We start from the raw sequence: 19799 nt of genomic DNA, 5'->3' as shown, positions 1-19799 counted from the left end.
CTTATTCAATCATTCGGTAACGACGTTGCCACGTCACGATCTCACCGGCCTCGTTATTGACCTGAAGCTGGCTAACCACGCGAAGCGTTAATTCATCGGTATTGCCGGTATAGTTCACGCGGAAATACCGGCTGCTGATGGAGAGAAGCTCAGCCACCTGCGGGAGATCGTCTTTCAACTGCGGGAAGGTCTGCTCCAGCGCTTTGCTGAAGGTTTCCATATTTTCCCAGCCGGTTTCTGGACGCGAATCAATCAGGCGAACGGCATCATCTTCCGTTAATTTTCCGGGGAACAGGGCGGCCAGTAAGGCGGCCTGTTCCGGTTTCAGGGTGTTCACATCCACCTTGCTGGCAGAGTCCGGCAGCGCGCAGAGCAGCTTGCTCACCTTCGGATATGCCGCTACCGGGAACGCGGGCAGCTGTTTGATCTCAGCAATGGTGCGCATCATCTGGTTCGCGGGCTGTCGGGCGGGCACGACGCCCGCCCAGGCATCGCTCTCTGCACCGTCTTTGACCGTCGTCGCGTCGCCATCGAGATAGTCCACCAGCTGTTGATACACCTCTTCTGCCGTAGTGTGGCTGATGCCACTTTCCGTCAGGATCTGTTCGACAATCTGCTCGTTGCGCGGTTTTTCCGGCACGGCGGGCGCGTTTTGCCCCTGTGGTATTTTCTCTGCGGCCAGCAGGTTATTGACGTTAAAGCAGTCCTGCGCGTCTTCCACCTGGCTGACCACCGTGTAATCTTCGCCCCGCGTCTCCAGCGGCTGGTGCCAGTCGCCGTCAAGGTTCAGGGCCTTGTTTTCACCGGTGGCGTCGGTCTGCAGGCGATCTTTCACCACCTTCTCCTGCGCCTGCATCGCCCAGCGCAACTGCTGCTGGCTGACCTGATAATGGGTTTTCTGCAGATTGCGACAGAACTGCTGGCTAATTTTGGCGGCCAGCGCCGACATCATGACCAGCAGGATCAGCACCACCAGCAGCGCTACCCCTTTCTGTTTACGTAATGCACTCATGATTTTGCTTCCGGTGCCGGCAGCGGCGCAGGTGCGGTCTCTGGCGCAGCGGCGGGCGCTGGCGCCGCCGCTTCAGGCATATCGCCCGGGGTCGTAAAGACCCAGCGCCAGGTATCGCCATTTTCCATGGTCAGCGTCAGCTCCACGCCATCCGGCAGATGCGCCGGGTCGCTCCAGCTTTTCTGCCAGCCCTGACGGTAAAAACGCCACTGCAGCGATTTCACCTCACTGACAATCGGCACTTCATCGGGCTTCGCGTCCACCGGGCCATCAATCACCGGCCAGACGTCGCGATACAGACGCCCATCTTCCAGGCGCCAGCGCACACGCTCCAGCTGGATCGTTCCGCTCACGCCATTCAGCGTGGTCAGCTCAAGCGCATCATCCACCTGACGAAACAGATCCGGCTCGTTACGCGGGGCGCGCGCCTGCAGCTGGTAGAAATCGCGCTCCATCAGATTCCAGGCCCGCTGCAGCTGATTGAGCTTCGCGGCGCTGGCGTCGGTTGCCGAACTGGTGCGCATTGCGCCGTCCAGAATTTGCCAGGCCAGGGTGCTGATCACCGCGAAAATGGTCAGGGCAATCATGATCTCCAGCAGGGTAAACCCGCGCTGGCGTCGCGTTTTTTTCACTTGCTCTCTCCCGGCGGAACGATCTGCAAAGCGATAACCGGCTGGCTGTCGTCCCCTTCCGCGTAGACGCGAATGGCGTTCGCCCAGCCGTTGTCGGCGGTTTTCACCCGCTGCTTGCGCCAGTTCCAGCTGCGCCCGCCCATGATTTCCGTCCCCTGCGCCTCGGCGTCCGGGAAGTCGGTTTTCGTGAGCTGCGCTTCCGCCAGCTGATTTTCCGCCACCCAGCTGGCCTGCAGCGTGTCGGCCAGGCCGTGAGTGAAACGCACGTTCAGGGAGACGGAGTTCATCAGCGCCAGCGCGGCGGTGGAGAAGATCACCAGCGCGACCATCACCTCCAGCAGCGTCATCCCCTTTTGCTTTTTGCCGTTAGCCATCGTTCTCTACCGATACAGGCGCAGCGCCTTGCGACACCACGCGGAAATGGTGCTGTTTGTCATAGCTTTGCAGCGTCAGCGTGAAGCGGCTGATTTCGCCGTCCGGTAAAAAGAGCACCTGCGGATCGGCGCTTACCGTGGCGGCAAGGCGCTGGGGCGAGAGCGAAACGTGCATCTCTTCCGGGAAATCGCCTTTGGTGGTAATACGCCCGGCGGATAACGGCACCCAGTGACGTTCGCCGTTTTTATCATCGAGCGTCACCAGCTGATAATTATCCGTCGTGATGACCAGCCCGACGATATTTCCGTCCATCACCGCACGGTCTGAACCATAATCAACGAGGGCTTTTAATTGCTGGCCAAATATATCCGCACCGCTGCGTGAGGGTATGGTTGACACCACCATCATGGCGCAGCTGGCAAATATCACCAGCGCCAGAATAATTTCCAGCAACGTAAAGCCGCGTTGTTTATTCATTATTTCTCTTTCTTATCCAGAGACCAGTTCGTAATATCATCGGCGGTATTGGCTTCACCGTCCGGACCGGCGGAGAATACGTCGACCGCGCCGTGTTCGCCCGGGCTAACCAGAATATAATCTCCGCCCCACGGGTCCTGCGGCAGGCGACGGATATAGCCATCAGCACGGTAGCCGTTCGGGATTGGCGCGATTTCAGGCTTGGTTACCAGCGCCTGTAAGCCCTGCTCGGTTGTCGGGTAGCGGTGGTTATCCAGCTTATACATATCCAGCGAACCTTCGAGCGCGACAATATCGCTGGTTGCTTTTTGCGTATCTGCTTTTTCTTTATTGCCCATTAAGTTTGGCACCACCATGCTCGCCAGTACGCCGAGAATAACAATGACCACCATTAATTCGAGCAAGGTGAAACCCGCCTGACGCGCCAGGTTTTTACGTTTTAAAGCCATGATTTAACCTACCATATTATTAAGTTGCAGAAGCGGTTGTAATATTGACAGCACGATGAATAAAACAATCGTCGCCATGGATACCACCAGCGCCGGTTCAAATACCGACAGCGTTAATGTAATTCGATGCTGCAATGCCGATTCCTGGTTTTCCGCCGCGCGGTCCATTAAATTGCCTAATTCCCCGCTCTCTTCGCCGGAGGCAATCATATACAGCATGGTTGGCGGGAATAATTTCGCCTGTTCCAGCGCGGCATAGAGTGATGCCCCCTGGCGCACGGTATCCGCCGCCTGCTCCAGCACCTGCCGGGCATAGAGGTTTTCGATACCGTCCATCGCGATATACATCCCCTCCAGCAGCGGCACGCTGCTGGCCTGAAGAATGCTCAGGGTACGGATGTAGCGGGCGCTGTTGATGGCGCACACCAGCTTTTTGATCGGCGATCCGTTCACCAGCCAGCTGTGCCAGCGAAAACGGTTTTTGGCGTTTCTCAGCCAGGTCTTAAAGCCGACAAACCCGCCGCCGAGGATCCCCACGATGTAGATCCCGTACGCCTGCAGAAAATCACTCACCGCAATCAGCGTGCGGGTGGTGATCGGCAGCTGCTGCTTCATGTGGGTGAACTGCTCGATCACCTGCGGCACCACCGCCACCAGCAGAATGCTGATGACCGCGATGGCGACCACGGTCAGGGTAATCGGGTAGACCATCGCCTGCGTCAGCTTGCTTTTCATCTTCTGGCGCTGCTCGTTGTACTCCGCCAGCTTCTCCAGCACGTCGCCCAGGTGGCCGGTTTTTTCGCCGGCCATCACCAGGGTGCAGTAGAGCTTGTCGAAGGTGCGCGGGAACTGGCTAAACGCGTCGAACAGCGTGTGGCCTTCCACTACTTTCTCGCGGATCTCCACCACCATCGCCGCCAGCTTTTTGTCCTCCGTCTGCTTCGAGATAGCCTTCAGGGCGCTTTCCAGCGGCAGCGCGGCGTTGACCAGCGTCGAAAGCTGGCGGGTAAACATCGACAGCACCGGCGTGGAGAGCTTTGCGCCGGTTTTCGCTTTACCGGACGCCGCCGCCTCGCGGGTTTCGTTGATGCTGACGGGCATCAGCTTTTGCTCGCGAAGCCACTGGCGAACCTGCTTTTGCCCCTCGGCCTGCAGCGTGCCGCGCTGGGTTTTCCCCGCGCCGTCCGTTGCGGTCCAGGCGTAGAAGGCCATTACGCATCCCCCCCACGCTCGGCGGTGACGCGCATCACCTCTTCCAGCGAGGTCACGCCGCTAATCACCTTCAGCAGCCCGTTTTCACGCAGGCTGTAAGCCTGCTTAAAGAGCTGCGTCTCGATGGACATTTCGTCCTTATCTTCATGAATGGCGCGGCGCATGGTGCTGTCCACCACCAGGAACTCATGAATACCGGCCCGGCCCTGATAGCCGCTCTGGCGGCAGTGTTCACAGCCCACCGCGCGGTAGATTGCTTTTGGCGGCGCGTCCATAAAGCTGAACAGCGCTTTTTCATTGGCATCCAGCGGACTGGTGGTCCGGCAGTGCGTACACAGCCGACGCACCAGACGCTGGGCAATGACACCGAGCAACGATGAACCGATTAAAAAGGACTCCAGCCCCATATCCCGCAGGCGGGTTATCGCCCCTGCGGCGCTGTTGGTGTGCAGCGTAGACATGACCAGGTGACCGGTAAGCGACGCCTGCACCGCAATTTGCGCGGTCTCACCGTCACGAATTTCCCCGATCATCACCACGTCCGGGTCCTGACGCAGAATGGCGCGCAGCCCTCGGGCAAAGGTCATGTCCACGCGCGGGTTAACCTGCGTCTGTCCCACCCCTTCCAGCTCGTATTCAATCGGGTCTTCTACGGTCAGAATGTTGCGTTCGTGACCGTTCAGCGCCGAAAGAATGGCGTACAGGGTGGTACTTTTACCGGAGCCTGTCGGCCCGGTGACCAGGATAATGCCGTGCGGGCGGTCAATCAGCCCTTTCAGCTTCTCCAGCTCTTCATCAATCAGGCCCAGCTTGTTGATGTCAGGCTTAAGATTGCTTTTATCGAGCAGACGCATCACCACGCGCTCGCCGTACTGGGACGGAATGGTCGAGACGCGCACGTCGATCGCCTTGCGGCCAATGCGCAGGGAGATACGGCCATCCTGCGGCAGGCGCTTCTCGGCGATGTCGAGTTTTGACATGACCTTGATGCGCGATACCAGCAGCGGCGCGAGCTTGCGCGCCGGCTGCAGCACCGGGCGCAGCACGCCGTCAACGCGGAAGCGAATGCTCAGCGTGCGCTCGAAGGTTTCGATATGAATATCCGACGCGCCGTCCTTCACCGCCTCGCCGAGAATGGCGTTGATCAGGCGGATTACCGGCGAGTTTTCGTCGTTATCGAGCAGATCTTCGTTATCCGGGATCTCCTCGGTTAACGCCATCAGGTCGATATCGGCGTCCATATCGTCCACCAGCTGCTGCGAGACGCCGCTGCTCTGCTGCCAGATTTTGGCCAGCATCTCGTCAAACGCTTCCGGCGTGAGGGTGACCGGGACGAACGCGCGTCCCAGCACCCGGCGCACTTCCAGCAGTGCAAATGCCGGGGTGTCATCACGGATATAGACGTCATTGTTATAAAATAAAACGCCGTTATCTTTTGCGTAGCTGCTGCTACACAGTGTTTTACTCAGTTCGTCCACGTTGCCCCTCCGCCTTACTCTTTAAACGGATTGCGTGTCGCGCTGGTTTTCACCGGTGCGGCATGGGTGGCCGTCTTAGTGTCGGCAGACGGAAACGCGGGCAGAATGGCGTTATCCGCTGGCTCAATAATGCCGAGCTTTTTCTCCTCCACGCGCTGCATCTGGCGAACGCGGATCTGGTCATATTTCTCTTTCGACGCGGCGCTGTAGTTGTCGTCGTCACGCAGGACGGTGGTATGGATAAACACCATCAGGTTGCGTTTCGACGTGTCCTGCGAGGTGTAGCGGAACAGCTGGCCCACCAGCGGGATATCGCCGAGCAGCGGCACTTTGGAAACCGACTGCTTGGTGACGTTTTCCATCAGGCCGCCGAGCACCACCGTCTGGCCACTGTGGACCATCACTTCGTTATTGATGGTGCGAGTGTTGAAGGTTGGGCCGAGGCTGGCGTCTTCCGTCGCGCTGTTGTCAACGCTGGAAACTTCCTGCTCAATCTTCAGGTGGATCATGTCACCGTCGTTAATCTGCGGCACAATTTTCAGCTTGGTACCGACGGTCTTACGCTCAACGGAGTTAAAGACGTTGTCGCCGCTGGTGGTCTGCGAACCGGCAAGGACCGGCACGTCCTGGCCCACGTTAAACGACGCTTCTTTGTTATCCAGCGTGACCACGCTCGGCGTGGAGAGAATGTCGTTTTTACCGTCGGTGGAGAGCGCGGTCATCAGGGCGCCGAAGTCGCCGTTGAAGAAACCGGTCGCCAGGCCAGTGAAGCTTGCCCCCTTCATGGTGCCGTTTTTAATCTGGCTGATAGGCAGGCCGGTTGAGCCGAACTGCACGCCGCCGTGCTTGCTGGTCCACTGCACGCCGAGATCCAGGCCGTTACCGTCCTGCACTTCAGCAATGATCGCTTCCACCAGTACCTGCGGACGGCGAATGTCGAGCTTGTCGATCACCTTCTCCAGGGAGTTCATCACGTTAGGCTGCGCGGTGATCACCAGCGAGTTCGTTGACTCGTCGGCGCTAATATTCAGATCGCTGGCCGACGTGGCGGTTTTCGACTTCGGCGCACCCGCCTTGTCTTTCAGCTGCTCGCCAATACCGGTCAGCACCGGAACCACTTTGGTGGCGCTGGCGTATTTGAGGTAGAAGACGCGGGTATTCCCCTCGTTGTTCTGCTCGCGATCCAGCTGATGGATCAGGGAACGGGTGCGCATGCGCGCATCTTCCGAACCGCTGATCACCAGGCTGTTGGTCTCGTCATCCGCTACCACCTTGGTGGCGAGCTGCGGCGCGTTCTGCCCCTTCTGCTCTTCGTTGTTGAGGTTGTTCAACATGTCGGAGAGCTCTTTGGCGGACGCAAAGCGCAGCGGTACGATTTCGCGACGCTGAATGCCGTCTCTGTCGACGCGCTGCACCAGATCCACCAGGCGGTTCACCACCGAGGCTTTCCCGGTTAACAGCAGGACGTTCGACGGCTCAAAATGCACCACGTTACCGATACCGGTGGCATCGTTCAGCTGGCGCAGCAGCGGGGCCAGCTCACGCACCGGCACGTTTTCCATGCGCACGACGCGGGTGATGATCTCATCGCCTTTGCCCGGATTTTTGCTGTCGGCCAGCGGGGCCCCGGCGGTGCGGGCTACGCTTGAGCGCACCACTTTGACCATGCCGTTGTCCATCGGGATCACCGACAGACCGTACAGGTCCAGCACGCTCAGGAAGAACTGGTAATACTCATCTTCCGTCAGCACGTTATAGGTTCTCACCGACACCGTACCCTGAACGGACGGGTCGACGAGAATGGTTTTGTTAAGATTGCGGCCTACCGTATCGATAAACTCGCGGATATCGGTATTTTTAAAGCTCGCGCTAAAGTTGGCTGCAAGCAGCGAACTGGAATATAACGACAATGCGGTCAGCGCCACGCACGCCCAAGGAAATTTCTTCATGTCTGTACACTTGTTAATTGTTTAGAACATTAACCCGAATATTTTCAAGGTGAGCGTGACGTCTGACGACGACCTCCGCTTCTTTCATTTTCGACCAGTTGGCAATAATACTTTTTGCCTTTGCTTCATCGGTCATATCGACAGAGTTGACTTTCACAGCCACGTCGCCCTTTTCCAGCCCGGAATGGCTGAAGAACGCTGAGGCATTCCTTGGATTGATGTTGTAGCCTTCCAGTTGGCCTTTTTCGATTACCGGTTTTAACACCAGATAATCATCCAGATGCACGCTTTCCGCGCCTGCATCTTTCGTCGATTTGGTTACCGGGCCGCTGTCAACGCCGCCCTTAAAATAGTCAGGCTTATTTAATGCCAGTACCTGCGTAGCACCTTCATAATTAACCACCACATTGTCTTTGTTAATTTCCTGAATAAAGGCATCGTTAAAACCGGTCAGCGGCTCGCCTTCGCGATAGCTGCGCTGGCCTGCCGGGGTTTTAATCACCGCAAAGGAGAGCCAGGCATCGTCACTGCTGACAATTCCTTCAATTTCCGCTGCCAGCGGGGCTTTCGCGGCAGCCGGTAAGTTATCCTGACGCACCGCAGCCGTGAACAGAGTAAATGTCTTTTCTTCACGACGATTTTTCAGCGGCTGTTCATCAGATTTAGCCAACTTATTCGTAACTTTTTTATAATCTTTAAACGTCAGATAGCCTTGCTGGCCGCAAAAAATTAACAGCACAAACATAATACAAGGCGTTATCCACCGTGACAGAAATGAGAACCTCATTTTTCATCTGGCCTTTAGCAAAGCGGAAATAAGCAGCGTCGGGCTGCGCCAATATGTGTGAAAAATAGTAATTAACTGCCGTAAATACGACCATCGACTTCGCCATTAACTTTAATAAAAAAAACTATTGACCAAATAAAATCGGGATGTTAGGTCATTGCAACTGGATATTTTTACCCTGTGCGCAAATTGACCACCCTGTGGCGTTGCTTTACTTTCTCGTCCTGTTGCTATTCCTAATCAGAGACGGTAAGTCGTTATGTATCAGAGCCACTTTAAATTTAAACAACCGCCATTCAGAACAATCACGGGTTTCTCCGGCGATTTTCTGGTGCCTTATCATCAGGACGTATTCAACCTGCTGAAAGAGAAAAGCCAGGTGGCGGGAATTATCGGGCTCTTTTGTAACGACGCACCGCTGCTGGGCCACTTCAGCGATGCGCTGAAGGCCAGCCTTCCTGGCGCCATTGCCATCAACGCGTTTCCTAAGCTGAGTGCCAGTAGCCTGCTGTACAAGCTCAACCCGGGAACGAAAGAGAGCAAGAGCCGCATTCAGGCGGTGGATGCCGTGCTGCATCAGTGGCAGGGCGGAAAAAACCGCAGCAAAACCCTGGTCATCCGTCACGCGGAAGCGATGAAGGAGACCTGCCGTGAGGTGCTGGGGATGTTGCTTACGCGTGCTCAGGAGCTGGAGTTCCGTCTGTCCATCGTGCTGATGGGCAGCGCGGATCAGGAAGCCGCCCTCTTACACCCATCTGAACTTCGCGAATATGCCCATACCCGTCATACATTGCGTCCCCTGACCTGCCGGGAATTTCTCAGCTATGTGCAGGCGCAGTGTGAAGAACACGGGTGCGAGAATTCGCCGCTAACCCCGGCGCGCGTGCGCAAGATGCACGCGCTGACCAAAGGCAACATCAGCAAACTGAATGAACTGGCGCACCTGTCAATGCTCGCGGCCTGGACCGAACGTGCAGCGCAGGTCAGCCCGCGTCATTTACGCCTGGCGGCAGGCGAGATCCTCCCGGCAAAAAAACACGGTAAGCGCCTGGCGACCGTGGGATTGTTCGCCTCGGTTCTGTTCGCCGCCTGCGGATGGTATTTAACCGCCTCAATCAATGCAAAACTGCCGATTCAGCTTCCCGTACCGGCGAGCTGGAAACAGCAGAAGTCAAAAGCCGACGCGCCTGTCGTGCCGGTTATCGACAATGAAGTGGTTAATCAGCCGGATGCGATGCATCAGCTGTACCTGATGTGGGGGTATGACGCCTCCGCGGATGATGCGCTGTGTCAGAACGCCGGGAAGGTCAATCTGATGTGTAAACAGGGTAACGCGTCACCGGATACGCTGGCACAGGAGGGTTATCCGTGGGTCAGTGAACTCAAAACCGGTAACCATCTTAACTACGCTGTTGTCGCCCGCGTAGGCGATGACTCGATGGATCTGCTGATGAATAACCGCACCTGGCAGGTGAGCCGCAGCTGGTTTAACCAGCATGCCACCGGTAACTTTACCCAGCTGCATCGCCTGACGCCGGAAGGCAAAGATGCCATCAGCGCCGCCAGCGATGCGAAAGACATGGGCTGGCTGGATCAGGCGCTGAGTCTGGCTCTTGGCCAGCCTGAAACCCATGCTCAGACCTGGACGGCTGAGATGATGAAACGCACCCGCGAGTTCCAGCAAAAAATGCATCTGCATGTGGATGGTATTCCAGGGGAAGATACGCTGATGCAGTTAATGCGTGAAACCCATACCACGCCGAGCGTGTTGATTCAGGCCACGCATGCCACACCGGACGCCAACACGCAGGAGAAGCATTCCTAATGTCTACCATCTGTCTTGCGGCTCAGCGCAGCTACACCACCGGAGAGGCGGTCTGGTTTTCGTACCGCCTCCCCAGCCTGAGAAAAATTTGCGGTCATACCTTTTTATGGGTATTGGGTTTGTGCGCCCTGGCCATGGCAGGGCTGTACGCGCATATTTACTGGAATTTGCGCCACCCGGCGCCTGAACCGGTAAAAGCGAGCGTCGCTAAACCGGAAACGCAGCTTTCCGATATGCATTATGTGTACGTGAGTAAACCGTTCCCGCATCCGCATCCTAAACCGGCGCCGGTACGGGAAGAGATGCCGCCCATGCAGGATCTGCCGATAAGCACCGATGATGCTGACTGGCAACAGGCCCCTGACAGCACCGTGCCGCAGGATGTCGGGCACGATACCTCGCGCGATACCCTGCCGGGAACCGAGGCGCACGAAAACGCCACCGCGTCGTCGGGTAGTGAAGATGCTTCGTTAGCCGAATTGTTTAAGCAGGCGTTAAAAGAACAAGAGCAGGATTATTCTCAAGGCAAAATTCCCGCGCCGCCGGTTGACGAAACGCAGGATCAATCGCAAAGCAGTTTGTTGCATAACGATCACGTCCAGTCTCCTTTGAGTAAAAAAGGAGACCGGCTGGAGTAGTTAATATTTTTCAGGCAGCGTGGTGAGGTTAAGCAGACGACCTTTCTCCACCACAATATATTGACCTTTTTTCAGGTCGGAGAGGATTTTAATAATGGTACTGCGGGCCAGGTTGGTATATTCCTGAATATAGTCATAGATATTAATATCGCGCTGTTGGTGAACAATCAGCTCATTAATTTCGTAGAGGAATTCGCGGACCACAGAATAGGCGCTACGGGCGACCAGAACATCATCGCGTTTGCTCAGCAGGCAGATGTACCAGGAGAGCACTTTGGTCAATTCAGGCCACAGGTTTTTCTCGGTCATAAGCTGCGCGAAGGCCTCTTTTTTGATGCTGCGTACCACGGTGTTTGCGCGGACCAGGCCGTACATATGGGCTGACTGATAGAAAATAGCGGACAGGCCAAACACGCACTGTCCGGTGACGGTAAACATGCAGAGTTCGTCTGATTCACGACGGAATTCGACTTCGCCGCTGACGATAATATGAATATACTGAGAGTCAGCCGTGGAAATTTTCTGCCATTTCTTTAAGGTTTTCTCTTCAAAACCTTCTGTGGCAGAAATAATGGCTTCCATTTCAGGTTGTGGACGTAATTTTTTACCGTAAATGCTTAACATTGTTATACCCATTTAAGATTAGATTTATTAGACATAGCATGGCCGCGGCATTAAAACCGAAAACCAACAATCTTTTCCTGATGAAAGGCTCAAGGAGAAAATAAGAACGCCTGCCGCCAGCAATATTTTTTGATTTACTTAGCAAGCTATGTGTCTATCTTAAATCCGGATAATTTTAAGTCAATTTACTAAAAATGAATTGAGTTTGTACTTAAGATTAATCTCAAGCACAAATAAGGGGAAAACGCGCATTCGGGCGCAAACCGAAGGTTTACCCCTGCCCGTATTTCTCTAAAAGGGCTTCTGCAATGGCCATCGTTTCCACATCCGCGACGCCGTTCCATACCTGCGGGCGATAGTGCATCTGAAAGGCGGTGATAACGCGTTGCTGCTGCTGATCCGTGGCGTTGTCCGGCACCTCATAGCCATAGCGCATCAGCAGATCGAGCAGGGCTGCACGATCTACCTCCTGATAGCGCGGACGACCATTGATATAGAAGTTCACGCGCCCGGCATCGGGCCAGGCCCCAATCCCCTGCTTCGCCAGCGCCTGCCAGGGAAACAGCGGGCCGGGATCGTCCTTACGCTGGGGCGCGATATCAGCATGCGCCACCACGTTCTGCGGTTTAATGTCGTACCGGGCGATAATGTCTTTCGCCAGCGGGATAAGCGCCGCGATTTGCGCGGGCTCAAACGGGGCGAAAACTTTCACACCGTCGCGCTTCTGCCAGCCGCGGTTCTCCAGCTCAATGCCGACAGACGTGTCGTTGATCCGGTTGGTGCCGCGCCAGAAGCTGATGCCCGCATGCCAGGCCAGTTCGCTCTCCGGCACCAGCTGCCAGATGCGCGGCTTCCCGTCCGGCGTCGGCGGCTTCGCAGGGATGAGATAATGCGAGCTGACGTTTTTGTCCGTCAGCGTGGCCAGCGAGGTGTCGAAGTCGTCGGCGGTGTAGTGGATCACCAGCACCTTTATGCGCGGGTAGGCCGCCTGCGCCTGATGGCGGGTATCCAGCTCGTAGGCACCTTTATCAACAATGCCTTTTTCCTGGGCGCATCCTGCCAGCAACATCGCCAGCAGGAGCGTTGAAAGCGAGCGCTTCATCGACGGGTTTTCACCGCCGTGCCGCTTACGCTCACCATCAGCATGCTCGAATCTTTGCCGACGGTTTCATAATCAATATCGATTCCTACAACGGCATCCGCGCCCAGCGCTTTGGCCTGCTCGCCCAGCTCCTTAAACGCAATTTCGCGCGCTTTACGCAGCTCTTTTTCGTACGCGCCGGAGCGTCCACCGACGATGTCACGAATCCCGGCAAAGAAATCCCGGAAAATGTTCGCGCCCAGAATCGCTTCGCCGGTGACCACGCCGCAATACTCGGTAATGGTCTGTCCTTCCAGGGTTGGCGTTGTTGAAAACTGCATACTTTCTCTCCTTCTTTAGCGTTCAATGCGTTAGCAACAGCATTATCGGTTCGTTACGCTATGATTGAAAGGATAGTTAATAAATAAGGAAATCAACATGCGCTACTCTGCTTTAACACTTTTAGTGCCCTGCGCGCTGGTGCTCAGCGCCTGTACTACCACGGTCACGCCAGCCTTTAAGGATATCGGTACCCGCAGCGGCCCCTGCATAGACGGCGGCCCGGATACCGTGGCGCAACAGTTCTATGATTACCGCATTCAGCATCGCGGAAATGATCTCACCGCCCTGCGCCCGTACCTGAGCGATAATCTTGCAAAACTGCTCAACGATGCCACTCGCGATCCGCAGCATAACGCCCTGCTGAAATCCGATCCGTTCTCCAGCCGCACTACGCTGCCGGACAGCGCCGAGGTGGCCAGCGCGTCAACCATCCCGAACACCGATGCGCGGAACATTCCGCTGCGCGTGAAGCTGACCCAGGGAACCCAAACCTGGCAGGACGAAGTGCTGATGATCCGTGAAGGCCAGTGCTGGGCGGTGGACGATGTGCGCTATATCGGCGGCAGCGTTCATGCCCCGGCCGGCACGCTGCGCCAGTCGATTGAGAACCGCTAGATCATTAGTGATAAAAATGTTACCCCCGTAAAATGTCCGGCATTTCACGCGGAATGCCGACATTTATACTCGCCGACCTTGCCGTTCGCTATTTTGTGCTATGTTTAAGAGGAAATGCGGGTTATATTTAACTTTTAACGCAGAAATATTGCATAACTATTCTGTCAACGGTACTATCTGCGGCCTCAATTGCTATAGATTGCCTGGATGAGTAAAGACTGCCCCGATGAGTATTAAACTAAACGGCATTAACTGCTTCTACGGCGCACACCAGGCGCTGTTTGACATCACGCTGAACTGCCCGGAAGGCGAAACGCTGGTTTTACTTGGCCCAAGCGGTGCAGGCAAAAGCTCCCTTCTGCGCGTCCTTAATCTGCTTGAAATGCCCCGTTCCGGTACGCTGGCTATCGCCGGTAACCATTTTGATTTCGCGAAAACCCCGTCAGATAAAGCTATACGCGAACTGCGTCAAAACGTCGGCATGGTCTTCCAGCAATACAATCTCTGGCCGCACCTGACGGTGCTGCAAAACCTGATTGAAGCCCCGTGCCGCGTGCTGGGGTTAAGCAAAGATCAGGCCATCGCGCGTGCTGAAAAGCTGCTGGAGCGTCTGCGCCTTAAGCCCTACAGCGACCGCTATCCGCTGCACCTCTCTGGGGGTCAGCAGCAGCGCGTGGCGATTGCCCGCGCGCTGATGATGGAGCCCGCGGTACTGCTGTTTGATGAGCCGACCGCGGCGCTGGACCCGGAAATCACCGCCCAGATCGTCAGCATCATTCGCGAACTGGCGGAAACCAATATTACGCAGGTCATTGTTACCCACGAAGTGGAAGTGGCGCGTAAAACCGCCAGCCGTGTGGTCTACATGGAAAACGGGTATATCGTTGAGCAAGGTGACGCGAGCTGCTTCGCGAACCCGCAAACCGATGCCTTCAAAAACTATTTATCTCATTGATTGTGTCAGGGGAAATATAATGAAAAAAGTATTACTTGCCGTGCTGCTTGCTGGCGTTACCCTTTCCGCTACCGCAGCCCAGACCATTCGTTTCGCCACGGAAGCCTCCTACCCTCCGTTTGAGTCCATTGATGCGAACAACAAAATTGTTGGCTTCGACGTAGACCTGGCAAACGCCCTGTGTAAAGAGATCGACGCAACCTGTACCTTCAGCAATCAGGCGTTCGACAGCCTGATCCCAAGCCTGAAGTTCCGCCGTATTGACGCCGTCATGGCAGGTATGGACATCACTCCTGAGCGCGAAAAGCAGGTGCTGTTCACCACCCCTTACTACGACAACTCCGCCCTGTTTATTGGTCAGAAAGGTAAATTCACCTCTGTCGATCAGCTGAAAGGCAAGAAAGTCGGCGTGCAGAACGGCACCACGCACCAGAAGTTCATCATGGATAAACATCCGGAAATCACCACCGTTCCGTACGACAGCTACCAGAACGCGAAGCTGGATCTGCAGAATGGCCGTATCGACGGGGTATTTGGTGATACCGCTGTCGTGACCGAGTGGCTGAAAGCCAACGACAAACTGGCGCCAGTGGGCGACAAAGTGACCGATAAGGACTACTTCGGTACCGGTCTGGGGATTGCCGTTCGTCAGGGCAACACCGAGCTGCAGCAGAAATTCAACGCTGCGCTGGAAAAAGTGAAGAAAGACGGCACCTACGAAACCATCTACAAAAAATGGTTCCAGAAGTAATTCCTGATGAATGAAATTTTTCCTTTAGCAAGCGCCGCCGGGATGACCGTCGGCCTTGCCGTTTGCGCACTGATTATCGGCCTGGTGCTGGCAATGTTCTTTGCGGTGTGGGAATCAGCAAAATGGTTCCCCGTCGCCTGGGCGGGCTCCGCGCTGGTCACCGTACTGCGTGGGCTACCGGAAATTCTGGTGGTCCTGTTCATCTATTTCGGCTCCTCACAGCTGCTGCTCACGCTGTCGGACGGCTTCACGATGAATCTCGGCTTTGCGCAGATACCGGTGCAGATGCAGATTGACAACTTTGACGTCAGCCCGTTCCTCTGCGGCGTGATTGCCCTATCCCTGCTCTACTCCGCGTACGCGTCGCAAACCCTGCGCGGTGCGCTGAAAGCGGTACCGCAGGGGCAGTGGGAATCCGGTCAGGCGCTGGGCATGTCGAAAGCAGCGATCTTCTTCCGTCTGGTGATGCCGCAGATGTGGCGCCACGCCCTGCCGGGCCTGGGCAACCAGTGGCTGGTATTGCTGAAAGATACCGCGCTGGTGAGCCTGATCAGCGTGAACGATTTGATGCTGCAAACCAAAAGCATCGCCACCCGTACTCAGGAGCCATTTACCTGGTACATTGTGGCGGCGGCTATCTACCTGGTAATCACGCTGCTCAGTCAGTACATCCTCAAGCGTATTGACCTGCGTGCGACGCGCTTTGAACGGAGACCAGGCTGATGCTTGAATATTTCCCGGAGCTGATGAAAGGGCTGCACACCAGCCTGACGCTGACCGTGGCGTCCATCATTGTGGCGCTGATCCTGGCGCTCATCTTCACCATCATCCTGACGCTGAAAACGCCGGTGCTGGTGTGGATCGTGCGCGGCTACATCACCCTGTTTACCGGTACGCCGCTGCTGGTGCAGATCTTCCTGATTTACTACGGTCCGGGCCAGTTCCCGTCACTGCAGGCGTATCCGGTTATCTGGCACCTGCTCTCTGAGCCGTGGCTCTGCGCTCTGATTGCCCTTTCGCTGAACAGCGCGGCCTATACCACCCAGCTGTTTTACGGGGCGATCCGTGCCATCCCGGAAGGACAATGGCAGTCCTGCGGGGCGCTGGGCATGAGCAAAAAAGACACGCTGGCGATCCTGCTGCCGTACGCCTTCAAGCGCGCGCTCTCCTCTTACTCCAACGAAGTGGTGCTGGTGTTCAAAAGTACCTCACTGGCCTACACCATCACCCTGATGGAAGTGATGGGTCACGGGCAGCTGCTTTACGGGCGCACCTATGACGTGATGGTGTTCGGCGCGGCTGGCGTGGTCTATCTGGTGGTGAACGGTCTGCTGACGCTGATGATGCGACTGATTGAGCGTAAAGCGTTAGCGTTTGAGCGCAGAAATTAATCACGCGAGTGCATAAAACGTAATTACCAGAGCGGATAACCCGATGGCTTATCCGCTTTTTTTTATACCATATACAATATTTACTCATATTTATTGCATATAAATTCATTAACTGGCATTGTACATCCATGCCGCAGACACGGCGCATAATGACAAGATAGACAGACGGGAGCATTACAATGAAAAAGTTAGTTCTGGCCGCACTACTCGCCACCTTCGCCGCTGGCGCATCCGCTGCTGATAAAATCAATTTTGGCGTTTCGGCCACCTATCCGCCGTTTGAATCGCTGGATGCCAGCAATCAGATCGTCGGTTTCGATATCGACCTGGCGAAAGCCCTGTGCAAGCAGATGCAGGCCGACTGCACCTTTACCAACCATGCCTTCGACAGCCTGATCCCGTCGCTGAAATTCAAGAAATACGATGCGGTGATCTCCGGGATGGACATCACGCCGGAGCGCAGCAAGCAGGTCGCGTTCACCGACCCGTACTACGCCAACTCGGCGGTGGTGATTGCGAAGAAAGGGGCTTATAAGTCCTTTGACGAGCTGAAAGGCAAACGCATCGGGATGGAAAATGGCACCACGCACCAGAAATACCTGCAGGACAAACATCCTGAAGTGAAAACCGTCGCCTATGACAGCTACCAGAACGCGATTATCGACCTGAAAAACGGCCGTATCGATGGCGTCTTCGGCGACACCGCCGTGGTAAACGAATGGCTGAAAACCAACCCGCAGCTGGGTACGGCAACGGAAAAAGTGACCGATCCGCAGTACTTCGGCACGGGCCTCGGCATCGCGGTACGTCCGGATAACAAAGCCCTGCTGGAAAAACTGAACGGCGCGCTGAAGGCGATTAAAGCAGACGGCACGTACCAGAAAATCAGCGAGCAGTGGTTCCCGCAGTAATCTCTTTTTGCCGGGTGGTCTGGCCTACGGGGGTAGTCTGTAGGCCGGGTAAGCGCAGCGCCACCCGGCAATTTCTCACAGCGGCACAAAGAACCTGAACCGCGCCCCGCTCACGGACTCCATCAGCCTGATCCCGCCGCCGTGCAGCTCCAGCATTCGCTTAACGATTAACAGCCCTAACCCGCCGCGGTTCTCCCGCGATGCCTGGGTATTCAGCGCCGAAGGCCGCTGGAACAGATCGTCGCGCAGCGCGGCATCCACGCCCGTTCCGGAGTCTGCCACTTCGACCTGAAGCCGTTCATTCTCCTGCCACACCGCCAGACGAATTTCCCCGCCAGTGGGCGTATGACGCATCGCGTTATCGAGCAGGTTGGTCACCACGCGCTCGATCATCGACACATCGGCATTGACCAGCGGCAAGGGGCCCGGCACGTCAATATGCAGATTCACCTCGCGCGTGCGGGCGGTAAGCTCAAACTTCTGCGCCACGTCGGAAATCAGCTCTCCCATCGCGAAACGCTCGCGCTGCGGCTTAATGCCGCCGTGCTCAAGGCGCGCCAGCTCGAAAAGCTGCTGGGAAAGATGTCGTACCTTTTGTCCCTGACGCAGCGCGGTGGCGAGATACTGCTGGTGCTCCTGCGGCGTCAGGGTGGCGGATTTGAGCGACAGGGTTTCAAGATAGCCCAGCAGCGAGGTCAGCGGCGTGCGAAGATCGTGCGAAATGTTGGCGATAAACTCCCGGCGCTGGCGATCGCTGTCGGCCAGCTGGTCCCACTGGCGGGTAATTTTCCGCGCCAGCTCGATGAAACTGTTGCGCAGGAGCGCCACTTCGTCATTGGCCGCGGCATCCGGCGGCTGTGCTGCGAGCAGCCTGATTGCGCTAATGCTGTCCTGCTCCAGGCCGGTGACCTCTTCCGTCAGGCGCTTAACCGGACGCGTCACCCAGTACCAGACCAGCAGTCCCGCCAGCAGGCCAAACAGCGCGACCCACAGCAATGACCAGAGCACCGTGCTCCAGAGCGCCTTATGCCAGGCCATTTCCGCCAGCGCGTTCGACTCCTCGCCCTGCAAAATAATGTACAGGTAGCCCTTAAGCTCGCCGTCCTGCCGCAGCGGCGTGGCGCTGAACACTTTTTTATTTTGACTGCGCGGATCGTCGCCCAGTACCGGTATGGCGGTACCGCTCAGGAAGGTCTGAACCGGTGCCAGGTCGATTTTTTGCCGCTGAATATGGCCCGGCGGTGCGGCATCGGCCAGGATATCGCCGTCCGGCGAGATAACGTACAGTTCAACGCTCGGGTTGAAGGTCATCAGCCGGTCGAACAGCGGCTTCAGCGCGGTGCGGTCAACCCTGCCCTGCGCGTCCAGAATCGGTTCCCGCTGGACGATCTGCTGCGCCAGGCCGCCCGACAACCGCTGCACCATCGCGTTGCCGTACTGCATACTGCTGTAGAGCTGTACCGCGCAGGCGACGGTAGCACAGAGCATCATCAGCAGGACAAACAGCAGCGTCAGTCGCTGGCTCAGGCTAAAGCGGCGCATCATGGTTTGGCTCCGCAAATTTGTAACCCTTGCCCCAGACGGTGCGAATTATCTCCGGCTCGGCGGCGTCCTTCTCAATCTTGATGCGCAGGCGGTTGATATGGGTGTTGACGGTGTGCTCGTAGCCTTCGTGCTGATAGCCCCACACCTGCTCCAGCAGCGCCAGACGGGAAAACACCTCGCCGGGATGGCGGGCGAAGAAGTACAGCAGTTCGAATTCGCGCGGGGTGAGATCCACCACCTGGCCGTGAAGCAGCACGCTGCGCGCCAGGGGATCGATCGTCAGGCCGTGGGCCTGAATTTGCCCGTCAGCCTGCGCCTGCCCCATCGCCTGCTGGCGGCGGAACAGCGCTTTGATGCGGGCAATCAGTTCCTGCACTGAAAAGGGTTTTGCCAGATAATCATCGGCGCCGGTTTCCAGCCCGGTGATGCGGTCGGTTTCGCTGCTGCGGGCGCTGATGATGATCACCGGCAGGTAGCGGGTCATCTGGCGGATGCGGCGGCAGATCTCCAGGCCGTCAACGTTGGGCAGCATCAGGTCGAGGATCACCGCATCCCACGGCTGTTTTTCAAGGCGCTGCAGGGCGTTGCCCCCGTCGGGCTCGTGGGTGATGGCGTAGCCTTCGTCTTCTAAGTTGAGCCGCAGAAGCGCCGCGATATCGTGGTCGTCTTCCACCAGCAGGATCTGCTTCATGGGTAAGCCTTTATTCATCTCTTATGACGTAAGCTTACCTGATTTTATGGGCGGGCAGA

The 19799-nt window shown here is 56.5% G+C and carries 22 protein-coding genes; 8 read left to right on the top strand and 14 right to left on the bottom strand.

All coding sequences use genetic code 11. The annotated features are described in order from the left end of the window. Nucleotide 1: 1 nt before the first annotated feature. Genes gspK through gspC form a run of 9 tightly spaced genes read right to left on the bottom strand, consistent with a single transcriptional unit; the run spans nucleotide 2 to nucleotide 8329 of the window. A complete protein-coding gene (gspK, locus tag IM303_RS00330) occupies nucleotides 2-1012 on the bottom strand; it encodes a type II secretion system minor pseudopilin GspK (protein WP_048959674.1) in 1011 nt (336 codons plus the stop codon). Next, complete coding sequence (gene gspJ / locus IM303_RS00325) at nucleotides 1009-1644, bottom strand: type II secretion system minor pseudopilin GspJ (RefSeq protein WP_193359477.1); 636 nt, start codon at nucleotides 1642-1644, stop codon at nucleotides 1009-1011. Before gspJ ends, gspK begins: the two co-directional genes overlap by 4 nt. Next, nucleotides 1641-2018, bottom strand: coding sequence for a type II secretion system minor pseudopilin GspI (gspI, locus tag IM303_RS00320; RefSeq protein ID WP_028012527.1), 378 nt, complete (start codon nucleotides 2016-2018; stop codon nucleotides 1641-1643). The genes gspJ and gspI overlap by 4 nt, the downstream gene beginning before the upstream one ends. Next, complete coding sequence (gspH, locus tag IM303_RS00315) at nucleotides 2011-2496, bottom strand: type II secretion system minor pseudopilin GspH (RefSeq protein WP_062936067.1); 486 nt, start codon at nucleotides 2494-2496, stop codon at nucleotides 2011-2013. Before gspH ends, gspI begins: the two co-directional genes overlap by 8 nt. Then, nucleotides 2496-2945 (bottom strand): type II secretion system major pseudopilin GspG, encoded by a 450-nt coding sequence (gene gspG, locus IM303_RS00310; protein ID WP_028012525.1) that lies wholly within the window; start codon nucleotides 2943-2945, stop codon nucleotides 2496-2498. Before gspG ends, gspH begins: the two co-directional genes overlap by 1 nt. Nucleotides 2946-2948: 3 nt before the next feature. Next, on the bottom strand, nucleotides 2949-4157 hold the full coding sequence (gspF, locus tag IM303_RS00305) for a type II secretion system inner membrane protein GspF (RefSeq protein ID WP_045261802.1): 1209 nt from the start codon (nucleotides 4155-4157) through the stop codon (nucleotides 2949-2951). Further along, complete coding sequence (gene gspE, locus IM303_RS00300) at nucleotides 4157-5635, bottom strand: type II secretion system ATPase GspE (protein WP_006809432.1); 1479 nt, start codon at nucleotides 5633-5635, stop codon at nucleotides 4157-4159. Before gspE ends, gspF begins: the two co-directional genes overlap by 1 nt. A gap of 14 nt (nucleotides 5636-5649) precedes the next feature. After that, the gene (gspD, locus tag IM303_RS00295; protein ID WP_192985881.1) at nucleotides 5650-7584 is read right to left on the bottom strand and encodes a type II secretion system secretin GspD; all 1935 of its coding nucleotides are present in this window, start codon (nucleotides 7582-7584) and stop codon (nucleotides 5650-5652) included. A gap of 13 nt (nucleotides 7585-7597) precedes the next feature. Then, nucleotides 7598-8329 (bottom strand): type II secretion system protein GspC, encoded by a 732-nt coding sequence (gspC, locus tag IM303_RS00290; protein ID WP_041910664.1) that lies wholly within the window; start codon nucleotides 8327-8329, stop codon nucleotides 7598-7600. 301 nt (nucleotides 8330-8630) lie between these two features. Between gspC and IM303_RS00285 the strand changes: the two genes are divergently transcribed. Both IM303_RS00285 and IM303_RS00280 read left to right on the top strand, forming a co-directional pair. Beyond that, on the top strand, nucleotides 8631-10196 hold the full coding sequence (locus tag IM303_RS00285) for an ExeA family protein (protein ID WP_193359476.1): 1566 nt from the start codon (nucleotides 8631-8633) through the stop codon (nucleotides 10194-10196). Further along, nucleotides 10196-10834: a hypothetical protein gene (locus IM303_RS00280; RefSeq protein WP_193359475.1), complete on the top strand. Its 639-nt coding sequence runs from the start codon at nucleotides 10196-10198 to the stop codon at nucleotides 10832-10834. Before IM303_RS00285 ends, IM303_RS00280 begins: the two co-directional genes overlap by 1 nt. Here the strand turns inward: IM303_RS00280 and IM303_RS00275 are convergent, their stop codons facing one another. From IM303_RS00275 to IM303_RS00265, 3 genes are all read right to left on the bottom strand, one after another. After that, on the bottom strand, nucleotides 10835-11458 hold the full coding sequence (locus tag IM303_RS00275) for a helix-turn-helix domain-containing protein (RefSeq protein ID WP_028012518.1): 624 nt from the start codon (nucleotides 11456-11458) through the stop codon (nucleotides 10835-10837). Between the two features lie 271 nt (nucleotides 11459-11729). Beyond that, complete coding sequence (locus IM303_RS00270; RefSeq protein WP_045630959.1) at nucleotides 11730-12560, bottom strand: N-acetylmuramoyl-L-alanine amidase; 831 nt, start codon at nucleotides 12558-12560, stop codon at nucleotides 11730-11732. Then, nucleotides 12557-12880 (bottom strand): heavy metal-binding domain-containing protein, encoded by a 324-nt coding sequence (locus IM303_RS00265; protein ID WP_028012516.1) that lies wholly within the window; start codon nucleotides 12878-12880, stop codon nucleotides 12557-12559. The genes IM303_RS00270 and IM303_RS00265 overlap by 4 nt, the downstream gene beginning before the upstream one ends. 97 nt (nucleotides 12881-12977) lie before the next feature. Here IM303_RS00265 and IM303_RS00260 point away from each other — a divergent pair, with 97 nt between their 5' ends. The 6 genes from IM303_RS00260 to artJ all read left to right on the top strand — a co-directional run bounded on the left by IM303_RS00260 (nucleotide 12978) and on the right by artJ (nucleotide 17504). Next, on the top strand, nucleotides 12978-13496 hold the full coding sequence (locus IM303_RS00260) for a lipoprotein (RefSeq protein WP_028012515.1): 519 nt from the start codon (nucleotides 12978-12980) through the stop codon (nucleotides 13494-13496). A 226-nt stretch (nucleotides 13497-13722) separates the two neighbouring features. After that, a complete protein-coding gene (artP, locus tag IM303_RS00255) occupies nucleotides 13723-14451 on the top strand; it encodes an arginine ABC transporter ATP-binding protein ArtP (protein ID WP_008500030.1) in 729 nt (242 codons plus the stop codon). A 19-nt stretch (nucleotides 14452-14470) separates the two neighbouring features. Then, nucleotides 14471-15202, top strand: coding sequence for an arginine ABC transporter substrate-binding protein ArtI (artI, locus tag IM303_RS00250; RefSeq protein WP_008500032.1), 732 nt, complete (start codon nucleotides 14471-14473; stop codon nucleotides 15200-15202). A 6-nt stretch (nucleotides 15203-15208) separates the two neighbouring features. Further along, on the top strand, nucleotides 15209-15925 hold the full coding sequence (gene artQ, locus IM303_RS00245; RefSeq protein ID WP_192970834.1) for an arginine ABC transporter permease ArtQ: 717 nt from the start codon (nucleotides 15209-15211) through the stop codon (nucleotides 15923-15925). After that, a complete protein-coding gene (gene artM / locus IM303_RS00240; RefSeq protein WP_028012513.1) occupies nucleotides 15925-16593 on the top strand; it encodes an arginine ABC transporter permease ArtM in 669 nt (222 codons plus the stop codon). The genes artQ and artM overlap by 1 nt, the downstream gene beginning before the upstream one ends. Before the next feature lie 179 nt (nucleotides 16594-16772). Beyond that, a complete protein-coding gene (gene artJ, locus IM303_RS00235; protein WP_015571008.1) occupies nucleotides 16773-17504 on the top strand; it encodes an arginine ABC transporter substrate-binding protein ArtJ in 732 nt (243 codons plus the stop codon). Between the two features lie 75 nt (nucleotides 17505-17579). Here the strand turns inward: artJ and IM303_RS00230 are convergent, their stop codons facing one another. Together IM303_RS00230 and IM303_RS00225 are read right to left on the bottom strand one after the other, a co-directional pair. After that, on the bottom strand, nucleotides 17580-19049 hold the full coding sequence (locus IM303_RS00230; protein WP_059358016.1) for an ATP-binding protein: 1470 nt from the start codon (nucleotides 19047-19049) through the stop codon (nucleotides 17580-17582). Continuing rightward, nucleotides 19033-19740: a response regulator transcription factor gene (locus tag IM303_RS00225; protein ID WP_041912037.1), complete on the bottom strand. Its 708-nt coding sequence runs from the start codon at nucleotides 19738-19740 to the stop codon at nucleotides 19033-19035. The genes IM303_RS00230 and IM303_RS00225 overlap by 17 nt, the downstream gene beginning before the upstream one ends. Nucleotides 19741-19799: the final 59 nt, after the last annotated feature.

This window comes from Enterobacter cloacae complex sp. P38RS, assembly GCF_014930775.1.
GTDB lineage: Bacteria > Pseudomonadota > Gammaproteobacteria > Enterobacterales > Enterobacteriaceae > Enterobacter > Enterobacter bugandensis.
This window is presented reverse-complemented; position numbering and strand designations above follow the sequence as displayed.

Coding starts and splice junctions, on each gene's coding strand:
- IM303_RS00265 (WP_028012516.1), bottom strand. CDS start 12,880: ATGCAGTTTTCAACAACGCCAACCCTGGAAGGACAGACCATTACCGAG.
- gspK (WP_048959674.1), bottom strand. CDS start 1,012: ATGAGTGCATTACGTAAACAGAAAGGGGTAGCGCTGCTGGTGGTGCTG.
- gspF (WP_045261802.1), bottom strand. CDS start 4,157: ATGGCCTTCTACGCCTGGACCGCAACGGACGGCGCGGGGAAAACCCAG.
- IM303_RS00270 (WP_045630959.1), bottom strand. CDS start 12,560: ATGAAGCGCTCGCTTTCAACGCTCCTGCTGGCGATGTTGCTGGCAGGA.
- IM303_RS00280 (WP_193359475.1), top strand. CDS start 10,196: ATGTCTACCATCTGTCTTGCGGCTCAGCGCAGCTACACCACCGGAGAG.
- artP (WP_008500030.1), top strand. CDS start 13,723: ATGAGTATTAAACTAAACGGCATTAACTGCTTCTACGGCGCACACCAG.
- gspD (WP_192985881.1), bottom strand. CDS start 7,584: ATGAAGAAATTTCCTTGGGCGTGCGTGGCGCTGACCGCATTGTCGTTA.
- IM303_RS00260 (WP_028012515.1), top strand. CDS start 12,978: ATGCGCTACTCTGCTTTAACACTTTTAGTGCCCTGCGCGCTGGTGCTC.
- gspG (WP_028012525.1), bottom strand. CDS start 2,945: ATGGCTTTAAAACGTAAAAACCTGGCGCGTCAGGCGGGTTTCACCTTG.
- IM303_RS00285 (WP_193359476.1), top strand. CDS start 8,631: ATGTATCAGAGCCACTTTAAATTTAAACAACCGCCATTCAGAACAATC.
- gspI (WP_028012527.1), bottom strand. CDS start 2,018: ATGGCTAACGGCAAAAAGCAAAAGGGGATGACGCTGCTGGAGGTGATG.
- IM303_RS00225 (WP_041912037.1), bottom strand. CDS start 19,740: ATGAAGCAGATCCTGCTGGTGGAAGACGACCACGATATCGCGGCGCTT.
- gspH (WP_062936067.1), bottom strand. CDS start 2,496: ATGAATAAACAACGCGGCTTTACGTTGCTGGAAATTATTCTGGCGCTG.
- artI (WP_008500032.1), top strand. CDS start 14,471: ATGAAAAAAGTATTACTTGCCGTGCTGCTTGCTGGCGTTACCCTTTCC.
- artJ (WP_015571008.1), top strand. CDS start 16,773: ATGAAAAAGTTAGTTCTGGCCGCACTACTCGCCACCTTCGCCGCTGGC.
- IM303_RS00275 (WP_028012518.1), bottom strand. CDS start 11,458: ATGTTAAGCATTTACGGTAAAAAATTACGTCCACAACCTGAAATGGAA.
- artM (WP_028012513.1), top strand. CDS start 15,925: ATGCTTGAATATTTCCCGGAGCTGATGAAAGGGCTGCACACCAGCCTG.
- IM303_RS00230 (WP_059358016.1), bottom strand. CDS start 19,049: ATGATGCGCCGCTTTAGCCTGAGCCAGCGACTGACGCTGCTGTTTGTC.
- artQ (WP_192970834.1), top strand. CDS start 15,209: ATGAATGAAATTTTTCCTTTAGCAAGCGCCGCCGGGATGACCGTCGGC.
- gspC (WP_041910664.1), bottom strand. CDS start 8,329: ATGTTTGTGCTGTTAATTTTTTGCGGCCAGCAAGGCTATCTGACGTTT.